Here is a 15,882-nt window from a genome sequence, read left to right as displayed (position 1 = left end):
CGTACCGTCGTACGTTCGCCGAGAGACTCAGCTGTCCTGCTTCAGCGCCTCGATCGCGCGGGCGGTGACCTCGTCCACCTTGCCGAGGGCCGGGATGGTCACCAGGAGACCCTGCTCCTTGTAGTAACCGATGATCGGCTCGGTCTCCGTGTGGTAGACCTCCAGGCGCGTGCGCACCTTGTCCTCGGTGTCGTCCGAGCGCTGGTACAGCTCGCCGCCGCACTCGTCGCAGACGCCCTCGGCCTTCGGCGGGTTGTAGTCCACGTGGAACACGTGGCCACCGTCGTTGCGGCACAGGCGGCGGCCGGCGATCCGGCGGACGACCTCGTCCTCGGGGACCTCCAGGTCCAGCACGCCGTCCAGGTTGATGCCCTGCTCGGCGAGGAACTCGTCCAGCGCCTTGGCCTGGCCCAGGTTGCGGGGGAAGCCGTCGAGCAGGAAGCCGTTGGCGGCGTCCTCCTGGAGCATGCGGTCCTTGGCCATCCCGATGGTGACCTCGTCCGGTACCAGACGGCCCGCGTCCATGTAGCTCTTGGCCTCAAGCCCCAGCGGGGTGCCCTGGCCGATGTTGGCGCGGAAGAGGTCGCCGGTGGAGATGTGGGGAATGGACAGGGTCTTGGCGAGCAGGTGCGCCTGAGTACCCTTCCCGGCCCCGGGAGGACCAACGAGGACGATACGCATCAGCGGAGGAACCCTTCGTAATTGCGCTGCTGGAGCTGGCTCTCGATCTGCTTAACAGTTTCGAGTCCGACGCCGACGACGATGAGAACGCTGGTGCCGCCGAACGGGAAGTTGGTCTGCTGTCCGAAGGCGACCAGGGCGATCATCGGGATCAACGCGATCAGGCCCAGGTAGAGCGAACCCGGCCACGTGATTCGGGTCAGCACGTAGTTCAGGTACTCGGCCGTCGGCCGGCCGGCCCGGATACCCGGGATGAACCCACCATACTTCTTCATATTGTCGGCAACTTCTTCGGGGTTGAAGGAGATGGCGACGTAGAAGAACGCGAAGAAGACGATCAGCAGGAAGTAGGTGGCCATGTAGATCGGGTGGTCACCCTTGACGAAGTTCGTCCGGATCCAGGTGGCCCAGCCCGCCTGGCTGTTGGTCAGCTGGACCACCAGGGCGGGGATGTAGAGCAGCGACGAGGCGAAGATGACCGGGATGACACCGGCCTGGTTCACCTTGAGCGGGATGTAGGTCGAGGTGCCGCCGAACGCCCGGCGGCCGATCATCCGCTTCGCGTACTGGACCGGGATCCGGCGCTGGGCCTGCTCGACGAAGATGACGAGCATCACGACGACGATGCCGACCGCGACCACGGACAGGAACTCGACCCAGCCGTCGCCGATGGTGCCGGACTGCTTGATCGCCCACATCGAGGACGGGAACTGGGCCGCGATCGAGGTGAAGATCAGCAGCGACATGCCGTTGCCGATGCCGCGGTCGGTGATCAGCTCGCCCAGCCACATGATCACCGTGGTGCCGGCGGTCATCGTGAGGACCATGACGGCGATCCGGAAGACGCCGGTGTCCGGGACGATCTGGTTGGCCAGCGGGCAGCCGGAGAACAGCGCACCGCTGGAGGCCGTCGCGACGATGCCGGTGCCCTGGAGCACGGCGAGCGCGATGGTCAGGTAGCGGGTGTACTGGGTGATCTTGGCCTGGCCGGCCTGGCCCTCCTTCTTCAGCATCTCCAGTCGCGGGATCACGACGGTGAGGAGCTGGAGGATGATGCTCGCCGTGATGTACGGCATGATGCCGAGGGCGAAGATCGTCAACTGGAGGAGCGCGCCACCGCTGAACAGGTTGACGAGCCCGAAGAGGCCGCTGTTCTTGGTCTCCTTCACGCACTCGTTCACGGCGGTGAAGCTCACGCCAGGAATCGGAATGTGCGAGCCCAGCCGGAACAGCACCATGATGCCCAGCGTGAACAGCAGCTTCTTGCGCAGGTCGGGCGTCTGGAACGCCCGCGCGAACGCACTGAGCACGGTGCCTCCTGCGCCTCCCGCGCGTCGTCGGCGGGAGGGTCGGTCCTGAATGGGGAGTTTGCGGTTCGGGCCCCCGTACAGACGGCACAGGCGAGCCTACGCGCAGCCTACAAGGGAACTCCACGGACTCTAACAGTGCGCGGCCACTCCGAAGAAGCGCGTACGGCCCGTCCCCCACTCACGGGGTACGGGATGCCCGGATTTGCCACACAAAAAACGACCGGAAAATGGCACGGGCCCCACACCTCCCGGAGGAGGTGCGGGGCCCGAAAGCGGTATTCAGCGGGCTCAGACGAGCTCGGTGACCGTACCGCCGGCGGCCTTGATCTTCTCGGCGGCCGAGCCGGAGACGGCGTCGACCGTCACCTGCAGCGCAACCGAGACCTCGCCGGTGCCGAGCACCTTGACGAGGGAGTTCTTGCGAACCGCGCCCTTCGCGACCAGGTCCTCGACCGTGACCTCGCCACCCTGCGGGTAGAGCTCGGCCAGCTTGTCGAGGTTCACGACCTGGAACGTGATCTTGAACGGGTTCTTGAAGCCCTTCAGCTTCGGCAGACGCATGTGGAGCGGCATCTGGCCACCCTCGAAGCGCTGCGGAACCTGGTAGCGGGCCTTGGTGCCCTTGGTACCACGACCGGCGGTCTTACCCTTGGAACCCTCACCACGACCCACGCGGATCTTGTCGGTCTTGGCACCCGGGGCGGGACGCAGGTTGTGGATCTTGATCGGGTTGTCGCCCATGATCAGTCCACCTCCTCAACCGTCACCAGGTGACGGACCGTGTGGGCCATCCCGCGGATCTCGGGACGGTCCTCCTTCACCACGACGTCGTGCATGCGCTTGAGACCAAGCGAACGCAGGGTGTCACGGTGGTTCTGCTTGCTGCCGATGTACGACTTGGTCTGCGTGATCTTCAGGCGAGCCATCAGGCGCTCACCCCAGCAGCACGCGCCCGCAGCAGAGCGGCGGGGGCCACGTCCTCCAGCGGCAGGCCACGACGGGCGGCGATCTCCTCGGGGCGCACGAGGCCCTTCAGAGCAGCCACGGTGGCGTGCACGATGTTGATCGCGTTGTCCGAGCCGAGCGACTTCGACAGGATGTCGTGGATGCCGGCGCACTCCAGGACGGCGCGCACCGGACCACCGGCGATAACACCGGTACCGGGGGCGGCGGGCTTCAGCAGCACGACGCCGGCGGCCTTCTCACCCTGGATGGGGTGCGGGATGGTGCCCTGGATACGGGGGACCTTGAAGAAGTTCTTCTTGGCCTCCTCAACACCCTTGGCGATGGCGGCCGGAACCTCCTTCGCCTTCCCGTAACCGACACCCACGGTGCCGTCACCATCGCCCACCACGACCAGCGCGGTGAAGGAGAAGCGACGACCACCCTTGACAACCTTGGCGACACGGTTGATCGCGACGACGCGCTCGACGTAAGCGGTCTTCTCGACGGCGGGGGCGTTGCCCCGGTCGTCACGCTTACGGTCACGCCGCTCGCCACCGGTGCCGCCGCCGGCGCCGCTACCGCGGCGCTGGGGTCCAGCCATTGGAATTACCTCTCTCGATTACGTCCGCCGACAGAGTCGACGAGCGGCTTAGAAGTCGAGCCCGGCCTCGCGAGCCGCGTCCGCCAGGGCGGCGATGCGGCCGGCGTACCGGTTGCCCGCGCGGTCGAAGACGACCGACTCGATGCCGGCGGCCTTGGCGCGCTCGGCGACCAGGCTCCCGACCTTCTTGGCCAGCTCGGTCTTGTCGCCCTCGGCGCCCTTGATGGACACGTCGAGGGTGGACGCCGACGCCAGGGTGTGACCCTTGGCGTCGTCGATGACCTGGGCGACCATGTGACGGTTCGAGCGCGTCACGACGAGACGCGGACGCACCTCGGTGCCGACGACGCGCTTGCGAACGCGGATCGCGCGGCGCTTGCGAGCGGCGCTCTTGTAGGCGTTGCCCTTGCCGATCTTGACAGAGACGCTCATCGCTTACTTACCACTCTTTCCGACCTTGCGGCGGATGACCTCGCCCGCGTACTTGACGCCCTTGGCCTTGTACGGGTCGGGCTTGCGCAGCTTGCGGATCTTCGCGGCGACCTCGCCGACCTTCTGCTTGTCGATGCCGTCCACGTGGAACTTGGTGGGCGACTCGACGACGAAGGAGATGCCCTCCGGCGCGGGGACCAGGATCGGGTGGCTGTAGCCGAGCGAGAACTCCATGTCGGAGCCCTTCGCAGCGACTCGGTAACCAACACCGCTGATCTCCAGCGACTTGCGGTAGCCCGCGGTCACGCCGGTGATCATGTTCGCCACCAGCGTGCGGGTCAGGCCGTGGAGGGCCTTCGACATACGCTCGTCGTTGGGGCGGGTGACAGCCAGAGTGCCGTCCTCGCCCTTGCCGATCTCGATCGGCGCGGCGACGACGTGGGTGAGGGTACCCTTCGGGCCCTTCACCGAGACCGTCTGGCCATCGATGGTGACGTCCACGCCAGCGGGGACCTGGATGGGCAGCCGTCCAATGCGCGACATTGCTGTACCTCCGTTTCCCGAATTACCAGACGTAGGCGAGAACTTCTCCGCCTACGCCCTTCTTGGCGGCCTGCTTGTCGGTCAGGAGGCCGGAGGACGTGGAGATGATCGCCACGCCCAGGCCGCCGAGAACCTTCGGCAGGTTGGTGGACTTTGCGTAAACGCGCAGACCCGGCTTGCTGATGCGCTTGATGCCGGCGATGGAGCGCTCACGGTTGGGGCCGAACTTGAGCTCGATGGTCAGCTTCTTGCCGACCTCGCCCTCGGTCGGCTCCTCAACCTTGTAGGAGGAGATGTACCCCTCCTGCTGCAGGATCTCGGCGACGTGCGCCTTGATCTTGCTGGCCGGCATCGCCACGGAGTCGTGGTACGCCGAGTTCGCGTTACGCAGACGCGTGAGCATGTCTGCGATGGGGTCGGTCATGGTCATGATGGCCTCAGGCCTCTCTCGCCGTGGTTTCTCCGCGCCAGGTCCCCCTTCCGCACTCTCGCGAGTTCGGCAGGGGCACAAGCGCAGGGGACCTGCGACGTAGTAAGACTGGGTGCGAGCCCCGGAGAGGGGCCACGGACGTCCATGGGGAAGCCGTGGCAGGGGGCCCGACCCCACTACCTTACGGGAATCCGTGCGGCAGGCCCAAAACGGGCCGGTGTGGGATCGGGCACCTCTGCGTCGCTGTGTGCCTAGGGCGCCTGGCCCCTCTACTTAAAGAGGACTACCAGGAGCTCTTGGTCACGCCCGGCAGCTCGCCGCGGTGCGCCATCTCACGGAGGCAGACACGGCACAGGCCGAACTTGCGGTACACCGAGTGCGGACGGCCGCAGCGCTGGCACCGGGTGTAGGCCCGGACGCCGAACTTCGGCTTGCGCTCGGACTTCGCGATGAGGGACTTCTTCGCCATTGGCTCACGCCTCCTTGAACGGGAAGCCCAGAGCGCGCAGGAGCGCCCGGCCCTCGTCGTCGGTCTGAGCGGTGGTCACGACGGTGATGTCCATACCGCGCTGACGGTCGACCTTGTCCTGGTCGATCTCGTGGAACATAACCTGCTCGGTCAGACCGAAGGTGTAGTTGCCACGGCCGTCGAACTGCTTCGGGGAGAGGCCGCGGAAGTCACGGATTCGCGGCAGGGCCAGCGAAACCAGACGGTCCAGGAACTCCCACATGCGGTCACCACGGAGGGTGACGTGCGTGCCGATCGGCTGGCCCTCGCGCAGCTTGAACTGCGCGATGGACTTGCGGGCCTTGGTGACGGCCGGCTTCTGACCGGTGATCGCGGTCAGGTCCTTGATGGCACCTTCGATCAGCTTGCTGTCGCGGGCAGCCTCGCCGACACCCATGTTGACCACGACCTTGACCAGGCCGGGGATCAGCATGACGTTCTCGTACTTGAACTGCTCGTGCAGCTGGCCCTTGATCTCGGAGTTGTAACGCTCCTTGAGGCGGGGGGCCACCTTCTCAACAGTCGTCTCAGACATCAGATGTCCTCACCGGTTCGCTTGGCAACGCGGATCTTGTTGCCCTCGTCGTCGAAGCGGTAGCCAACGCGGGTGACGACCTTCTTGCCGTCCTTCTCCACGACCAGCTGGACGTTGGAGACGTGAACCGGGGCCTCGACGGTGACGATGCCACCCTGGGTGCCCGGACCCGGCTTGGTGTGCTTCTTGACCCGGTTCACACCCTCGACCAGGACCTTGTTCTCAGCCGGCATGGCCTGGATGACCTTGCCCTGCTTGCCCTTGTCCTTGCCGGTGATGACCTGAACCAGGTCACCCTTCTTGATCTTCATGCTGTTCGCCATGGGTTAGAGCACCTCCGGCGCCAGCGAGATGATCTTCATGAACTTCTTGTCGCGCAGCTCGCGGCCCACGGGGCCGAAGATGCGGGTGCCACGGGGGTCACCCTCGGTGTTCTTCAGCACGACAGCGGCGTTCTCGTCAAAACGGATGTACGAGCCATCCGGACGACGACGCTCCTTGACGGTGCGGACGACGACGCACTTGACGACGTCACCCTTCTTCACCGAGCCACCGGGGATCGCGTCCTTGACGGTCGCGACGATGACGTCCCCGATTCCGGCGTAGCGGCGACCGGAGCCACCGAGAACACGGATGCAAAGGATCTCCTTGGCACCAGTGTTGTCGGCAACACGCAGTCGCGACTCCTGCTGGATCACAGCTTTCTCCTGATCGTCAACGAGAGTCGACGGGCCGGCCGCTGCTCACACCGGCGTCCTGAACGGACCCGGTGCACATACGGCCGTACCTCATCGGCTTCGTTACTTGGCCTTCTCGAGGATCTCGACGACGCGCCAGCGCTTCGTCGCGGACAGCGGGCGGGTCTCCGCGAGGAGAACCCGGTCGCCCACGCCGCACGCGTTCTGCTCGTCGTGCGCCTTCAGCTTGTTCGTACGGCGGATGACCTTGCCGTACAGAGCGTGCTTGACGCGGTCCTCGACGGCGACGACGACGGTCTTGTCCATCTTGTCGCTGACGACGAGACCCTCACGGGTCTTGCGGAAACCGCGCGTCTCGTTGGTGTTCTCAGTCATCAGGCGTTCTCCACCGTCTCGATGCCCAGCTCGCGCTCGCGCATCAGGGTGTAGATCCGCGCGATGTCCTTGCGGACGAGCTTGAGCCGTCCGTGGTTGTCGAGCTGCCCGGTCGCCGCCTGGAAGCGGAGGTTGAACAGCTCCTCCTTGGCCTCGCGCAGCTTGGCAACGAGACCCTCGTTGTCCAGCGAGCGAAGCTCAGCAGCCTTGGTAGCGGCCGACATCAGCTCTCACCGTCCTCGCGCCGGACGATCCGGCACTTCATCGGCAGCTTGTGCGCGGCGCGGGTGAGCGCCTCGCGAGCAACCTTCTCGTTCGGGTACGACAGCTCGAACATGACCCGACCCGGGTGCACGTTCGCGATCCACCACTCCGGCGAACCCTTACCGGAACCCATGCGGGTCTCGGCCGGCTTCTTGGTGAGCGGGCGGTCCGGGTAGATGTTGATCCAGACCTTGCCGCCACGACGGATGTGACGGGTGATCGCGATACGAGCGGACTCGATCTGACGGTTCGTCACGTAGGCCGGGGTCACGGCCTGGATGCCGAACTGGCCGAACGCCAGCTCGGTGCCACCCTTGGCAGCGCCACGGCGCTTCGGGTGGTGCTGCTTGCGGTGCTTGACCCGACGGGGGATCAGCATTGGGGTCAGGCCTCCGTTCCGGTGTTCTCGGCAGCCGGAGCCTCCGCGACCGGGGCCGCGGGGGCCTCGGCAGCGGCGGGACGGCGGCCACGGCCACCGCGCTCGCCACCACGGCGCTCGCCACCGCGGGCGGGACGACCACCCTCGGGACGGGCCGGGCGGTTGCCCGAGCGGGCAGCGGCGTTCTCAGCGCGGACCTCGGCGATGTTCTTGACGTCGCCCTTGTAGATCCAGACCTTCACGCCGATGCGGCCGAAGGTGGTCTTGGCCTCGAAGAAGCCGTAGTCGACGTTCGCACGCAGGGTGTGCAGCGGCACGCGACCCTCGCGGTAGAACTCCGAACGGCTCATCTCGGCGCCGCCGAGACGACCGGAGCACTGGACCTTGATGCCCTTGGCGCCGGACTTCATGGTGCCCTGCATCGACTTGCGCATGGCACGGCGGAAGGAGACGCGGGAGGACAGCTGCTCCGCGACGCCCTGAGCCACGAGCTGGGCGTCCAGCTCGGGGTTCTTGACCTCAAGGATGTTCAGCTGGACCTGCTTGCCGGTCAGCTTCTCCAGGTCGCCGCGGATGCGGTCGGCCTCGGTGCCACGGCGACCGATGACGATGCCGGGACGCGCGGTGTGGATGTCAACGCGGACGCGGTCGCGGGTGCGCTCGATCTCGACCTTGGAGATGCCGGCGCGCTCCATGCCCTTCGTCATCATGCGACGAATGGCGACGTCTTCCTTGACGTAGTCCTTGTACAGCTTGTCGGCGTACCAGCGGGACTTGAAGTCCGTGCTGATGCCGAGGCGGAACCCGTGCGGGTTAACCTTCTGGCCCATTACCGGGTCCCTTCCTTGCTGCTGACGACCACGGTGATGTGGCTGGTCCGCTTGCGGATCCGGTAGGCGCGGCCCTGGGCGCGCGGACGGAACCGCTTCAGGGTCGGGCCCTCGTCAACGTACGCCTCGGAGATGTAGAGGTCGTCCACGTTGGAGTGGTTGTAGTTGTGCGCGGCGTTGGCAATGGCGCTGTCGAGCACCTTGCCGACCGGCACGGTGGCTGCCTGCGGAGCGAAACGCAGGACGGCCTGGGCCTCCGTGGCATTCATGCCACGGATGAGGTCCACCACGCGGCGGGCCTTCATGGGCGTCACGCGGATGTACCGCGCCTGAGCCCTGGCTTCCATGGTTGTCCCCTTAATGGAGTAAGTCATTGAGTCGTTTTGGCGCGTCAAGCTCAGGCGCTTAGCGACGCTTCGACTTCCGGTCTTCCTTCACGTGACCACGGAAGGTGCGGGTCGGAGCGAACTCGCCGAGCTTGTGGCCGACCATCGACTCGGTGACGAACACCGGGACGTGCTTGCGGCCATCGTGGACCGCGATCGTGTGACCGAGCATGCTCGGCGAGATCACGGAACGACGGGACCAGGTCTTGATGACGTTCTGGGTACCCGCCTCGTTCTGAGCGTCCACCTTCTTGATGAGGTGGCCGTCGATGAAGGGGCCCTTCTTGAGACTGCGCGGCATCTGACCTGCTCCTAGCGCTTCTTGTTGGTCTTGCGGCGGCGCACGATGAGCTTGTCCGACGCCTTGTTCGGGCGACGGGTACGGCCCTCGGGCTTACCCCACGGCGAGACCGGGTGGCGACCACCGGAGGTCTTACCCTCACCACCACCGTGCGGGTGGTCGATCGGGTTCATGGCGACACCACGCACGGTCGGGCGGACGCCCTTCCAGCGCATGCGGCCGGCCTTGCCCCAGTTGATGTTCGACTGCTCGGCGTTGCCGACCTCGCCGACGGTGGCGCGGCAGCGCGCGTCAACCAGGCGGATCTCACCGGAGGGCATGCGCAGGTGCGCCATCTTGCCCTCACGAGCCAGCAGCTGGATGCCGGAGCCGGCGGAGCGGGCCAGCTTGGCACCGCCACCGGGACGCAGCTCCACAGCGTGGATGGTGGTACCGACCGGGATGTTGCGCAGCGGCAGGTTGTTGCCCGGCTTGATGTCGGCGCCAGCGCCGTTCTCGATCCGGTCACCCTGCGCGATGCCGCGCGGCGCGATGATGTAGCGCTTCTCGCCGTCCGCGTAGTGCAGGAGCGCGATGCGCGCGGTGCGGTTCGGGTCGTACTCGATGTGCGCGACCTTGGCCGGCACGCCGTCCTTGTCGTGACGACGGAAGTCGATCACGCGGTAGGCGCGCTTGTGACCGCCACCCTGGTGGCGAGCAGTGACACGACCGGCGTTGTTACGGCCGCCCTTGCTGTGCAGGGGGCGAACCAGCGACTTCTCCGGCGTGGACCGCGTGATTTCTACGAAGTCGGCCACGCTGGAGCCACGACGGCCCGGCGTAGTCGGCTTGTACTTGCGGATGCCCATTTGGCTCTCTCGTCCTCGTCCTAATCGACGATCACGATCTCCCTATTCAGGAGACCGGACCACCGAAGATGTCGATGCGGTTGCCCTCGGCCAGCGTCACGATGGCGCGCTTGGTGTCCTTGCGCTTGCCAAAGCCCGTCTTGGACCGCTTGCGCTTGCCCTGACGGTTGATCGTGTTGACAGCCTCGACCTTGACCGAGAAGACCGCCTCGACGGCCTGCTTGATCTGGGTCTTGTTGGCGCCCGGCGACACGATGAACGTGTACTTGTTCTCGTCGAGAAGGCTGTAGCTCTTCTCGGAGATGACCGGCTTCACCAGGACGTCACGGGGGTCCGTGAACGTCTTGCTCGTAACGTCGCTCATCAGGCGGCGCTCCCTTCGAGCTCGCCCTCAGCGGCAACGGCCTTGGCGGACGCGACCGGACCGGCCACGAAACGCTCGAAGGCGGCCTGGGTGAAGACCACATCGTCGGAGACGAGCACGTCGTAGGTGTTCAGCTGACCGGCGTCCAGGATGTGGACGTGCGGCAGGTTGCGAGCGGACTTCAGGCCCAGCTCGTCCTCGCGCTCGACGACCAGGAGGACGTTCTTGCGCTCGGTGATCTTGCCGAACAGGCTCTTCGCGGCCTTGGTCGACGGCGCCTCGGTCGCGGTCACGCCGGTGACGACGTGAATGCGGTTGTGGCGGGCCCGGTCGGTGAGCGCACCGCGCAGGGCGGCGGCGATCATCTTCTTCGGGGTCCGCTGCGAGTAGTCGCGCGGCACGGGACCGTGCACGACGCCACCGCCGGCGAACTGCGGCGCACGGGTCGAGCCCTGACGGGCGCGGCCGGTGCCCTTCTGGCGGTACGGCTTCTTGCCGCCACCGCGGACCTCGCCGCGAGTCTTGGTCTTGTGGGTGCCCTGACGGGCCGCAGCGAGCTGCGCCACGACGACCTGGTGCATCAGCGGAACGCTGACCTTCGCGTCGAAGATCTCGGCCGGCAGCTCGACGCTGCCGGTCTTGTCGCCAGCCGGCGACAGGATGTCAATGGTGCTCATTTCCTCACAGCCCCTTCGCCGCGGTGCGGACGAGGACGAGGCCGCCGTTCGGGCCCGGGACGGCGCCCTTGATGAGCAGCAGACCCTTCTCCGCGTCGACCGCGTGCACGGTCAGGTTCTGGGTGGTCACACGCTCGTGGCCCATCCGACCAGCCATGCGCAGGCCCTTGAACACACGGCCCGGGGTGGCGCAGCCACCGATGGAACCGGGCGAACGGTGCTTGCGCTGGGTGCCGTGACCGGCGCCGAGACCCTTGAAGTTGTGACGCTTCATGACACCGGCGAAGCCCTTGCCCTTGGAGGTGCCGGTCACGTCGACCTTGACACCCGCCTCGAACAGCTCGGCGGTGATCTCCTGGCCCAGGGTGTACTCGGACGCGTCCGAGGTACGGATCTCGACCAGGTGGCGGCGCGGGGTGACACCGGCCTTGGCGAAGTGGCCCGCGAGGGGCTTGTTCACCTTGCGGGGGTCGATCTCGCCGAAGCCGAGCTGGACGGCGCTGTAGCCGGCCGGGCTGTCGGCGGTGTGGACCTGGGTCACGACATTGGGCCCAGCCTTGACGACGGTCACCGGGACGACCCGGTTGTTCTCGTCCCAGACCTGGGTCATGCCGAGCTTCTCGCCCAGGATGCCCTTAATCTGCTTAGCCATCTTCGGTGCGCCTCTCAGAGCTTGATCTCGATGTCGACGCCCGCCGGCAGGTCGAGACGCATGAGCGAGTCAACCGTCTTCGGCGTGGGGTCGAGGATGTCGATCAGACGCTTGTGAGTACGCATCTCGAAGTGCTCGCGCGAGTCCTTGTACTTGTGCGGCGAGCGGATGACGCAGTACACGTTCTTCTCAGTGGGCAGCGGCACCGGGCCTGCGACCTGCGCACCAGTACGGATCACCGTCTCGACGATCTTCTTCGCCGAGGAGTCGATGACCTCGTGGTCGTAGGCCTTGAGCCGGATGCGGATCTTCTGTCCCGCCATGGCTACTCAGTAGTCCTTTGTCCTTAGTCACTGCACGACTCCCCCTCCGACCCCCGCGCTCGGGCGTGTCGCCTTCGCGCTTGCAAAAAACCGGCGAAATACTTCGTCGGTTTCGAACTTTCGGGGTGAGGGGTGCCGGATCGAGGCCCCGCACACGCTTCCCGGAAGATTCCCGTACTTTCGCCCCGCAGCTGCCGTGGCGTAGAACTCACGCTTGACGGCCATCACGGGAACGACGAGTAGATGGGACTCGCTTCCGGTCCTCCCGGCGGGAGGCGCGCAGCATCGGCACTCAACCGAGCAACTTGGACATACTGCCACATGGAGCAGCCCGGATGCCAATCGGGGCCGGTGAGGCGTACCTCACCGGCCCCGACGGGGTGATCCCGCAGGTCAGTTCTTGGGCGGGCGCCCGCAGGTGGCGTCCACGTCCTTCGAGGTCGTGTTGGCGCACCACAGGTGGCCCTGGTCCGGACCGAAGGTGTACTCGGCCAGGTCCATGTTGACCGGGTTGCAGGCCTGCTTGCCCTTGTACGGCGAGTACTTGGGGCAGTCCCCGTTGTCGAGCTGCTGCAGGTGGGCGCGCAGCGCGTCCAGGCCCATGTCCTCGACGCCCGGGTTGGTGGACGGCATGAAGCGGTTCGCCGACCAGGAGCCGCCCATGGTGGCGAACAGGGCGAGCGCGCACACCAGGCCGGCCGCCAGCTGCGACATCACCCGCGGCGAGATCCGCGCGGCCCGGCTCGGGGCCACCTCGCGCAGCGTGTCGCGGACCCAGCCGAAGCCGCGCTCGTAGGTCAGCATCACGCCCATGACCGCCAGGATCATCAGGCAGTAGAGGATGATCCAGGTCGTCCGCGGGTACAGCTGGACGGCCTGGTTGTGCTCCATGTGGGAGGCGAACCAGAAGCGCAGCAGCCAGGCGCCGGCGAGGACGAAGCCCGCCGTGCGGACCACCATGTTGCGCAGGCCCAGGCCGACACCGATGCCCACGGCGACCAGCAGCAGGATGCCGAAGCCGGTCTGCCCGGCGATGTCACCGTTGCCCGGCCAGTTGTGGTAGGTCAGGTCGCCGGTGCGGTCCGACGCCCAGCCCATGACGTAGGCCGGGTCGATGTAGGTGTTGATGTAGGCGTACCGGTCCATCGTGGAGGCGCCCAGGCGGGCCAGCTGGTACAGCAGCGGGGCGCCGATCACGCCGGCGGTGACCAGCATGGTCGCCAGGAAGACCAGCGCGCGCTTGAGGGCCGTGCGGCCGCGGCGCCACGGGAAGAGCATCAGCACGAGGATGAACGAGCCCGGCGCCGCCCAGAGGTACCAGCCCGAGTACCAGAGGAACATCACGCCGAACGCGGCACCGAAGCCGAGGCCGCGCAGCACCGCGGAGCGGGTCGACAGCTCGCCGGCCCGGCGGATCTCGCGGAAGCAGGCCGCCAGCAGCGGCAGCAGCACCAGCATGGAGCCGTGGCTGTACGGACGGATCGGGTCGAGGAAGACGATCGACGTCGGCACCGCGACCGCCATCGCCCAGAACGGGCGCAGCAGCATCCGCCACGAGAGGTAGGCCATCGGGCCGACCAGCGCGCTGAGGATCAGCTGCAGGTCCTTGAGGGCGTGGCCCACGCCGGCGATGCCGTTGTGGAAGAACTTGGCCCAGACGGCGAGCAGGGCCGGGAACAGCGGGGGGTACACCCCGGGCAGGCCCTGGCCGCGCAGCATGTCGTTGGCCATGCCCATGAGGTTGCCGGGGTCGCCCTCCTGGCCGCCGAGGCCCCAGGGGGTGCCGTGCAGGGCGACCACGATGCCGCCGGCCACGACGCCGGTGCCCAGGCCCGCGACGGCGGCGCACGCCAGTCGCTGGGCGACCCGGTAGTAGCGCAGCGTCCCGCGGTAGGCGAGCAGCAGCAGCACCGCGAGGACGGGGATGCCGAGCAGGGCGGCGTACTGCTGGATCTTGGCGAGGCCGCTGACCTGGCCGATCCGGGTGGTCGGGTTGACGCTGATGTGGGTGCACAGCAGCATGAAGCCGACCGCGACGCCGACGCTGACCACGGCCTCGGCCAACGGGAGGAACCAGCGCTTCTCGGTCCACCGTGAGAAGCGGTCGGCCCGGCGGCCGCTCGGCGATCCGTCGGAGGACGCCGTGGTCGCCTCGTCGTCGGGTGCGTTGGCACGGCCGCCGACGACGTCCGGGGCCAAATCCGTCATGTCTCTTCGCTTCCGTGAAGCGGCACACTGCCGCGGGTCGGACCGACTCGCCGGATGCGGGCGAGCTCTGCGGGCGGCGGCCGGGCGCCCGATCGGCACAGGTCGGCCGAAACTCCTGAAGTGCTGTGGGCGTCCGGCGGATCGATCATCGCCCTCGGCGGTGCCGGGCCCGGGCCGGGACTCATGGTAATCGCACCGCGAAGAGCGTGTCATGGCGTGCCGCCCGGCCGTCACGGGCCCCTTCCCGCCCCGGGGGGAGCGGGACCCCGGCGGATAGGGTGAGCTGCGCTCAGTCCTCGTCCGCCCAAGACCACCGGCCCGGAGTCCCCCGCCCATGTCGCACACCGCACGCAAGAGATCGGTTCTGACGGCCAGTCCGCCCCTGGCCGAGGCCCTCGGACGGAAGAACGGCTTCGGCCTCCTGCGGCTCGTCCTCGCCCTCGCCGTGATCTTCGCCCACGCGATGCCGCTCGGGCTCGGCAAGCCCGACCTCGGGCTGCTGGAGAGCCGCGGTCAGACCAACGTCGGAGCGATCGCGGTGAGCGGCTTCTTCGTGCTCTCCGGGCTGCTGATCACCCGCAGCGGCATGCGGTTGAGCCCGGCCCGCTTCCTGTGGAACCGGGCGATCCGCATCCTCCCCGGCCTCTGGGCCTGCCTGCTGCTGACGGCGTTCGTGGTCGCCCCGGTCGTCGCGTACCACCAGGGCCGGCTGGCCGGCTTCTGGTCGCACCCGCAGGGCCCGCTGGCGTACCTGGAGGCCAACTGGTCGATCGGAGTGAACCAGTGGGGGATCTCCGGGCTGCTCGACCACGTGCCGCACCCCACCGCCTTCAACGGCTCGGTGTGGTCGCTGGCGTACGAGGTGCTCTGCTACCTGCTGGTGGTCTCGCTGGCCGCGGTCGGCGTGCTGCGGCGGGCGCGCTGGGCGGTCGCCCTGATGGTCCTCGGGCTGTACGGGTACATGGTCCACCTGGCGTCCGGCTTCCACCTGCTGCGGGCCCCCGAGTACGCGCCGACCGGCCTCACCGGCTGGCAGCTGCCGTTCCTCGGCCCGATCAGCCTGGACATGTTCATCCCGCTGACCTTCATGTTCGGCCTCGGCGCGCTCGCCGAGCTGTACAAGAAGCGCCTGCCGATCAACGACCCGGCCGGCGTGCTGGCCGCGGTGGTCTTCCTCGGCACCGCGCGGTTCGGCGGCTTCACCCTGTTCGGCCTGCCCGCCTTCGCCTACCTGCTGATCTGGCTCGCCTGCCGGATGCCCGGCCCGCTGACCAAGGTCGGCACCAAGGTCGACCTGTCGTACGGGGTCTACATCTACGCGTTCCCGATCCAGCAGTGCCTCGCCCTCTGGGGCGTCAACAAGCACGGCTACTGGACCTACACGGCGGCCTCGGTGGCGCTCTCGGTCACCGCGGCGTTCTGCTCCTGGTACGCCGTGGAGAAGCCCGCGCTGAAGCTGAAGGACCTGGGCCTGCGCAAGCCGCCGCGGCAGGAGCAGCCGCCGGCCGCCGAGCCGGCCCGGCCCCTGTCGCAGGTCTCGACCTGATCCGCCCCCGAAACGGATCCGGGCCCGGTACGCAGTGCGCGTACCG

Annotated in this window: 25 protein-coding genes; 1 reads left to right on the top strand and 24 read right to left on the bottom strand. The window is 67.3% G+C overall.

The annotated features are described in order from the left end of the window. Positions 1-27: 27 nt before the first annotated feature. The 24 genes from ACIGG8_RS18650 to ACIGG8_RS18535 all read right to left on the bottom strand — a co-directional run bounded on the left by ACIGG8_RS18650 (position 28) and on the right by ACIGG8_RS18535 (position 14,290). Positions 28-681 (bottom strand): adenylate kinase, encoded by a 654-nt coding sequence (locus ACIGG8_RS18650; protein WP_350519916.1) that lies wholly within the window; start codon positions 679-681, stop codon positions 28-30. Beyond that, on the bottom strand, positions 681-1,991 hold the full coding sequence (gene secY, locus ACIGG8_RS18645; RefSeq protein WP_350519915.1) for a preprotein translocase subunit SecY: 1,311 nt from the start codon (positions 1,989-1,991) through the stop codon (positions 681-683). Before secY ends, ACIGG8_RS18650 begins: the two co-directional genes overlap by 1 nt. 288 nt (positions 1,992-2,279) lie before the next feature. Then, entirely contained in the window at positions 2,280-2,732 is a 453-nt protein-coding gene (rplO, locus tag ACIGG8_RS18640; protein ID WP_030280790.1) for a 50S ribosomal protein L15, read from the bottom strand. A 2-nt stretch (positions 2,733-2,734) separates the two neighbouring features. Continuing rightward, positions 2,735-2,917 (bottom strand): 50S ribosomal protein L30, encoded by a 183-nt coding sequence (gene rpmD, locus ACIGG8_RS18635; protein WP_030055835.1) that lies wholly within the window; start codon positions 2,915-2,917, stop codon positions 2,735-2,737. After that, complete coding sequence (gene rpsE, locus ACIGG8_RS18630; RefSeq protein WP_030393306.1) at positions 2,917-3,537, bottom strand: 30S ribosomal protein S5; 621 nt, start codon at positions 3,535-3,537, stop codon at positions 2,917-2,919. The genes rpmD and rpsE overlap by 1 nt, the downstream gene beginning before the upstream one ends. A 48-nt stretch (positions 3,538-3,585) precedes the next feature. Next, positions 3,586-3,969 (bottom strand): 50S ribosomal protein L18, encoded by a 384-nt coding sequence (gene rplR, locus ACIGG8_RS18625; RefSeq protein WP_030280785.1) that lies wholly within the window; start codon positions 3,967-3,969, stop codon positions 3,586-3,588. A gap of 3 nt (positions 3,970-3,972) precedes the next feature. After that, a complete protein-coding gene (gene rplF / locus ACIGG8_RS18620) occupies positions 3,973-4,512 on the bottom strand; it encodes a 50S ribosomal protein L6 (RefSeq protein ID WP_350519914.1) in 540 nt (179 codons plus the stop codon). Positions 4,513-4,534: 22 nt separating this feature from the next. Beyond that, complete coding sequence (rpsH, locus tag ACIGG8_RS18615; RefSeq protein ID WP_033213994.1) at positions 4,535-4,942, bottom strand: 30S ribosomal protein S8; 408 nt, start codon at positions 4,940-4,942, stop codon at positions 4,535-4,537. Between the two features lie 283 nt (positions 4,943-5,225). Next, entirely contained in the window at positions 5,226-5,411 is a 186-nt protein-coding gene (locus ACIGG8_RS18610; RefSeq protein WP_030055830.1) for a type Z 30S ribosomal protein S14, read from the bottom strand. Positions 5,412-5,415: 4 nt separating this feature from the next. Continuing rightward, the gene (rplE, locus tag ACIGG8_RS18605; protein WP_350519913.1) at positions 5,416-5,985 is read right to left on the bottom strand and encodes a 50S ribosomal protein L5; all 570 of its coding nucleotides are present in this window, start codon (positions 5,983-5,985) and stop codon (positions 5,416-5,418) included. Then, positions 5,985-6,296: a 50S ribosomal protein L24 gene (gene rplX, locus ACIGG8_RS18600; RefSeq protein ID WP_030232484.1), complete on the bottom strand. Its 312-nt coding sequence runs from the start codon at positions 6,294-6,296 to the stop codon at positions 5,985-5,987. The genes rplE and rplX overlap by 1 nt, the downstream gene beginning before the upstream one ends. A 15-nt stretch (positions 6,297-6,311) precedes the next feature. Further along, positions 6,312-6,683, bottom strand: a complete 372-nt coding sequence (gene rplN, locus ACIGG8_RS18595) for a 50S ribosomal protein L14 (protein ID WP_030232481.1) — start codon at positions 6,681-6,683, stop codon at positions 6,312-6,314. Between the two features lie 102 nt (positions 6,684-6,785). Then, a complete protein-coding gene (gene rpsQ, locus ACIGG8_RS18590) occupies positions 6,786-7,058 on the bottom strand; it encodes a 30S ribosomal protein S17 (RefSeq protein ID WP_030280777.1) in 273 nt (90 codons plus the stop codon). Then, positions 7,058-7,282, bottom strand: coding sequence for a 50S ribosomal protein L29 (rpmC, locus tag ACIGG8_RS18585; protein ID WP_030232478.1), 225 nt, complete (start codon positions 7,280-7,282; stop codon positions 7,058-7,060). Before rpmC ends, rpsQ begins: the two co-directional genes overlap by 1 nt. After that, positions 7,282-7,701 carry a 50S ribosomal protein L16 gene (gene rplP / locus ACIGG8_RS18580; protein ID WP_030232476.1) on the bottom strand — a complete coding sequence of 140 codons (420 nt, stop codon included), beginning with the start codon at positions 7,699-7,701 and terminating at the stop codon, positions 7,282-7,284. The genes rpmC and rplP overlap by 1 nt, the downstream gene beginning before the upstream one ends. Positions 7,702-7,706: 5 nt before the next feature. Next, positions 7,707-8,531 carry a 30S ribosomal protein S3 gene (rpsC, locus tag ACIGG8_RS18575; RefSeq protein ID WP_030055823.1) on the bottom strand — a complete coding sequence of 275 codons (825 nt, stop codon included), beginning with the start codon at positions 8,529-8,531 and terminating at the stop codon, positions 7,707-7,709. Next, the gene (gene rplV, locus ACIGG8_RS18570; RefSeq protein WP_030280773.1) at positions 8,531-8,878 is read right to left on the bottom strand and encodes a 50S ribosomal protein L22; all 348 of its coding nucleotides are present in this window, start codon (positions 8,876-8,878) and stop codon (positions 8,531-8,533) included. Before rplV ends, rpsC begins: the two co-directional genes overlap by 1 nt. A 58-nt stretch (positions 8,879-8,936) precedes the next feature. Then, entirely contained in the window at positions 8,937-9,218 is a 282-nt protein-coding gene (rpsS, locus tag ACIGG8_RS18565; RefSeq protein ID WP_030280772.1) for a 30S ribosomal protein S19, read from the bottom strand. A gap of 11 nt (positions 9,219-9,229) precedes the next feature. Continuing rightward, the gene (gene rplB / locus ACIGG8_RS18560) at positions 9,230-10,066 is read right to left on the bottom strand and encodes a 50S ribosomal protein L2 (RefSeq protein WP_030232466.1); all 837 of its coding nucleotides are present in this window, start codon (positions 10,064-10,066) and stop codon (positions 9,230-9,232) included. A gap of 46 nt (positions 10,067-10,112) precedes the next feature. After that, positions 10,113-10,430, bottom strand: coding sequence for a 50S ribosomal protein L23 (rplW, locus tag ACIGG8_RS18555; RefSeq protein ID WP_030280768.1), 318 nt, complete (start codon positions 10,428-10,430; stop codon positions 10,113-10,115). After that, complete coding sequence (gene rplD, locus ACIGG8_RS18550) at positions 10,430-11,107, bottom strand: 50S ribosomal protein L4 (protein ID WP_350519912.1); 678 nt, start codon at positions 11,105-11,107, stop codon at positions 10,430-10,432. The genes rplW and rplD overlap by 1 nt, the downstream gene beginning before the upstream one ends. 4 nt (positions 11,108-11,111) lie before the next feature. After that, a complete protein-coding gene (gene rplC / locus ACIGG8_RS18545; RefSeq protein ID WP_207810335.1) occupies positions 11,112-11,759 on the bottom strand; it encodes a 50S ribosomal protein L3 in 648 nt (215 codons plus the stop codon). 14 nt (positions 11,760-11,773) lie between these two features. Further along, positions 11,774-12,082 (bottom strand): 30S ribosomal protein S10, encoded by a 309-nt coding sequence (gene rpsJ / locus ACIGG8_RS18540; RefSeq protein ID WP_012785157.1) that lies wholly within the window; start codon positions 12,080-12,082, stop codon positions 11,774-11,776. A 393-nt stretch (positions 12,083-12,475) separates the two neighbouring features. Continuing rightward, positions 12,476-14,290 carry a hypothetical protein gene (locus ACIGG8_RS18535; RefSeq protein ID WP_396549184.1) on the bottom strand — a complete coding sequence of 605 codons (1,815 nt, stop codon included), beginning with the start codon at positions 14,288-14,290 and terminating at the stop codon, positions 12,476-12,478. Between the two features lie 334 nt (positions 14,291-14,624). Here ACIGG8_RS18535 and ACIGG8_RS18530 point away from each other — a divergent pair, with 334 nt between their 5' ends. Further along, positions 14,625-15,836, top strand: a complete 1,212-nt coding sequence (locus ACIGG8_RS18530) for an acyltransferase family protein (protein ID WP_396549182.1) — start codon at positions 14,625-14,627, stop codon at positions 15,834-15,836. Positions 15,837-15,882 lie beyond the last annotated feature (46 nt).

The organism is Kitasatospora sp. NPDC085464 (genome assembly GCF_044541955.1).
Taxonomy (GTDB): Bacteria; Actinomycetota; Actinomycetes; order Streptomycetales; family Streptomycetaceae; genus Kitasatospora.
The sequence above is the reverse complement of the archived record's forward strand: the minus strand, read 5'-3'. Positions and strand labels throughout refer to the sequence as shown.